We start from the raw sequence: 4327 nt of genomic DNA, 5'->3' as shown, positions 1-4327 counted from the left end.
AAGGTCGGGGTCGCGAGTTCGAGTCTCGTTTCCCGCTCCAATTCTTGTGCTATAGACAGCCACCAAAGTCTGTAGCTCTCTGATTCAACAGGGTAATCGCTCTGTTGAGCATCCAGCGAAATCCACTGAAAACCACCGTCAACCACGCCGAAGTAGTACATAAATTAGTACATGAAAATCGGGTGCGTTATGGGTGCGGATTGTTTGCTGAGTCGCTTCCCTGTGCGCGGTACACCTCTCTTCAGCACTGAAGGAGGCATACCCTATGGCGTTAACCGATGCCGTTGCCCGGCAGGCCCGCACCACCGGCAAAGCCTACACTCTCAACGATAGCGATGGGCTATCACTGTTCGTGACCGGTAAAGGCGCGAAGAAATGGCACTTCCGCTTTTCGTTGCAGGGTAAACAGCAGTGAATCTCGCTTGGTTCTTATCCCGCCTTCTCCCTGAAACAGGCGCGCCAGCAGCGCGACGAATTGCGTGCGCAGTTGGCTGCGGGTAACGATCCGCGTAGCTACCGCCAGCAGTGCAACGCTGCGGCGCAAAATACCTTTGACGCGGTGTTCCGCCAGTGGCGCGACTTCAAGGCGCTGAGTCTGGAGCGCGGACGACAAAGCACGCTGTCGCAGATCGATCGCATCTTCGCTAAAGACGTGCTGCTGTCGCTGGGTGGTCTGCCGATTTTCGATGTAGAGCCGTCGCATATTCTGGAAGTTCTGCGCCGGATTGAGCGGCGGAGGGCATTTACCACCGCTGAGAAAGTAAGAACGTGGCTGAACCAACTGTTTCGCTATGCCAAAGTGGAAAAAGGCGTGCGCTACAATCCGGCCGGCGATCTGGATATTGTGGCCGCGCCCCGACCGCCGGTGACGCACAATCCCTTTTTGCGCATGGACGAGTTACCGTCGTTTTTGCGCAAGCTGCGCGACTATAACGGGCAGGAGACAACTCAACAGGGGTTACGCCTGCTGTTGTTGACCGGCGTGCGTACCGGCGAGTTGCGCCTTGCTGAACCTGACCAATTCGATCTTAAGCGTGGGCTGTGGATTATTCCGCCCGCATCGGTCAAACAGTTGCAGGTCAGGATGCGCCGGGAAGGTAACAGCGTCCCGGCTTATGTGGTACCGCTGCCGCGACAGGCCATCGACATCGTGAAAGCGCTTTTAACTTTGCAGAAGCGACGACCGGCGCAACGCTACCTGCTTCCCAACTGCAACAACCTGCAAAAGCGCATCAGCGAAAATACGCTTAACAGCGCGCTGAAACGTATGGGTTATGCAGATCGACTAACCGGTCACGGCATCCGGGCGACGATCTCGACGACGCTTAACGAACTCGGCTACCCGAAAGAGTGGATCGAGGTGCAGTTATCCCATGCCGATCCTAATAAGATCTGCGCCGCTTATAACCATGCGGTTTACGTTGAGCAGCGGCGGATGATGATGCAGGAATGGGCCGACAGGTTGGATCGGTGGGAGGCTGGGGAAGCAGTAATTAAAACCGCGGAGCCGCGAGGTGTCGGTGCGATCGGTATCGCGGCAAGCAACTGGATGCAGCCTGTGGGAGGCGCGCCGTTGTTACGTGAAATTATTTTGCGCTGAGCGGCTTATGTTTCGCCGGGATCTTGCCAATGATGCTAGTGGGATCGATTGAGAGCAAACGGGCAAGGTGGACAAATTCGACGATGTCTAACCGGCGCTCTCCGTTTTCGACCTTGGCGATAAACGACTGAGGGCGATCCAGCGCCTGAGCCAGACTTTCCTGCGTGACCCCTTTCGCTATACGCGCCTCGCGCAGCGCCTTGATAACGCGTTGATATTCATCGGAGTAAATGGATGCCATTTGATCAATTCCGTTAGAAAGACCGGATTGACTATCAATGACGGATTGATTTATCCCAAAATAGGATTAACAGCATTGGCGGTTGGTCAGGGTTTATGTCTACTTAACTGTTTTTTATTAATTATTTTCTCTAAAACTGTGGCGATATCGATGGATAGCAGGTGTGCGATACAGGCAAATTCCACAACATCCAGCCGGCGTTCACCACTTTCGACTTTGGCGATAAACGACTGTGGTCGGCCTAACGATTCGGCCAGGCTTTGCTGGCTGATGCCTTTCCTGATTCTGGCTTCCCGAAGTGTTTTTATAACGCTTTGATATTCTTCTGAATAAATTGACGCCATCTCGTTAACCTTGACTGATATCCCAAAATCGAATATCAGTCATTTCATTAATTATCCCAAAACAGGATAATTAATGAAATTCGTTATGGAGAGGAGTTAGAGAGATGAATAAAAATGACTGGCATCCTGCTGATATCATTGCATCTTTGAGAAAGCAGGGTACAACGCTGGCTGCGGTTTCCAGAGAGGCAGGACTGGCCTCGTCCACGCTGGCGAACGCGCTAACGCGACACTGGCCGAAGGGCGAGCGCTTGATTGCCGAAGCGTTGAACAAACGGCCGGAAGAGATCTGGCCTTCCCGCTATCAGGGCATCAGCCGTGGTCAGGGTGGGGAAGGGGAGAGGGATTGAAAACCCACCCGGCGAAAATTTACAAAATTTTTTTCATACTGTTAGTGGATTTAGACGCTCCTTACTGGATTTCTATGGAATAGAAATCCAGTAAGGAGCCAACAAGCGCAGCGCGTTAGCCGCTTGATATACGGATTTTGGCGCAGTAAATTGTCAGTGCTATACCGCTGCTGCAAGCAGCACTCCCATGTTGCCACGACCTTCAAGGCAACGCGCAGGACCAACCTGTGTGGTCGACTCCCAACCCGCCTCACTACCTGTTTGCGGGTGATCGCTGCGGCGATGGTAGCTAACTTATTCCAATGCCTTAGGGCTGCATCCTGTTTGTTCTTGCCTTTCGCATACGCATTGATGCATAACAACCTTTATAGCTGGCGCAACCGTCCGCGGTCTTTTGCTGCCTCAGCGAATGCATCCATGAGGCAGCGGCGTCACTTCATACGGCGCAAAGCCGTTGCAAGTGACGCCGCGAACAATCTCTGCGCCAACCCTTACACTNAACAATCTCTGCGCCAACCCTTACACTACAGCGCTTTCCGGCGCGACCTGTCATCTGACGCACATTTTCTGCGTCAATTCTCATCAACCCACTTATCAGAGGAGGACTGAACCGATACCTGAGGCAGGCTTTTTCAGCCTGAGGGGATTACCCTGCTGATGCAGGCGGCTGCACCGAGTGCATAACCGATATCCCCGTCATACCTCAACCGCTGCCGCTCCGGCGCGCAGGTATTGTTCAGTGCGACACGGTAAATCCGTGTCGTAAATCGCCGTGTGCCGGAGAACAGAGGTTATTGAGTATGGAGGGGATAGCATATGTCACGATTAAGTCGGGAGATGCAGACGCTGGCCCGACAGGCTGGCGGCAGCCATAAGACGGTACATGATCGACTAAAGATTGCAGAGCGGCTTGCCAGCCACCTGCTGTCTTTGAATATTCAGATCCGCTCGGTGCAGTACCTGAAAGCAAAACATATCGAATGCTATATCGCCGGGCGGTTAGAACAGGGAATTACTCTGCGCACGCTGCATAACGAGATGGCGGCGGTGCGTGTCATTTTGCGCACCGCCGGACGGGTTAAGCTGGCGGATGCGGAACGATTGAGTAATAAGGAGCTAGGTCTGGGCGGTGCTAGTCGCGATGGCTCACGGCAAGCAATTACGCCGGAGCGCTATCAGGCGGCGCTGGCAATCATGCAACAGAAAGACACCGGACTCGCGCTGACGCTGCAACTGGCTCGAATGATGGGTCTGCGCTCGCAGGAGGCAGTGCAGTGCTCGCAGTCGCTTCAGACATGGGCCACGGCGCTGGAGCGAGGCGACGAGCAATTAACGGTGGTATTCGGCACCAAAGGCGGACGGCCCCGACAAACGCGGGTTCTGGATCGGGAAGCGTTAACACAAACAGTGAATCAGGCGCTGGGTTGATTGATAAACCGGATCTGAAAAGCGCCATCAACCGCTGGCGCTCGCAAACCGCTTTGGCTGGACTAAAGGGGCAATATTCCCCGCACAGCCTGCGTTACGCATGGGCGCAGGATGCGATGCGTTATTACCGGCAGCAGGGATTCAGCAACCGGGAAGCCTACGCGCTGGTGTAGATGGATTTGGGGCATGGGGATGGATGTGGGCGGTATGTGGAGCGGGTTTATGGGAAAGCACTATAGAGTGTCGTTGAATAAATTGGAGAGTACTGACTATACTCGATCTGGCACTTTCGCTGATCTGAGTGCAATCTAATCTGGCAGTCGGCTATGTGCCAGAAGCGGAAGTCATTACTTCAGTGATATCG

The 4327-nt window shown here is 53.9% G+C and carries 5 protein-coding genes and 1 pseudogene; 4 read left to right on the top strand and 2 right to left on the bottom strand.

Annotated elements, in window-relative coordinates:
* Positions 1-265: 265 nt before the first annotated feature.
* Positions 266-415 carry an Arm DNA-binding domain-containing protein gene (locus DDT52_RS21530; RefSeq protein ID WP_425591571.1) on the top strand — a complete coding sequence of 50 codons (150 nt, stop codon included), beginning with the start codon at positions 266-268 and terminating at the stop codon, positions 413-415.
* On the top strand, positions 416-1600 hold the full coding sequence (locus DDT52_RS20735; protein WP_425591572.1) for a tyrosine-type recombinase/integrase: 1185 nt from the start codon (positions 416-418) through the stop codon (positions 1598-1600).
* Here the strand turns inward: DDT52_RS20735 and DDT52_RS20730 are convergent.
* The gene (locus DDT52_RS20730; RefSeq protein ID WP_121590281.1) at positions 1587-1841 is read right to left on the bottom strand and encodes a helix-turn-helix domain-containing protein; all 255 of its coding nucleotides are present in this window, start codon (positions 1839-1841) and stop codon (positions 1587-1589) included. The genes DDT52_RS20735 and DDT52_RS20730 overlap by 14 nt on opposite strands.
* An 86-nt stretch (positions 1842-1927) precedes the next feature.
* Positions 1928-2185: a helix-turn-helix domain-containing protein gene (locus tag DDT52_RS20725; protein WP_080163130.1), complete on the bottom strand. Its 258-nt coding sequence runs from the start codon at positions 2183-2185 to the stop codon at positions 1928-1930.
* Between the two features lie 104 nt (positions 2186-2289).
* Here DDT52_RS20725 and DDT52_RS20720 point away from each other — a divergent pair, with 104 nt between their 5' ends.
* Both DDT52_RS20720 and DDT52_RS20715 read left to right on the top strand, forming a co-directional pair.
* On the top strand, positions 2290-2535 hold the full coding sequence (locus DDT52_RS20720; RefSeq protein WP_136157986.1) for a helix-turn-helix domain-containing protein: 246 nt from the start codon (positions 2290-2292) through the stop codon (positions 2533-2535).
* A gap of 816 nt (positions 2536-3351) precedes the next feature.
* Positions 3352-4136: pseudogene (locus DDT52_RS20715) on the top strand (integrase domain-containing protein).
* Positions 4137-4327 lie beyond the last annotated feature (191 nt).

The sequence above is a fragment of the Brenneria roseae subsp. roseae genome, from assembly GCF_003115845.1.
GTDB lineage: Bacteria > Pseudomonadota > Gammaproteobacteria > Enterobacterales > Enterobacteriaceae > Brenneria > Brenneria roseae.
The sequence above is the reverse complement of the archived record's forward strand: the minus strand, read 5'-3'. Positions and strand labels throughout refer to the sequence as shown.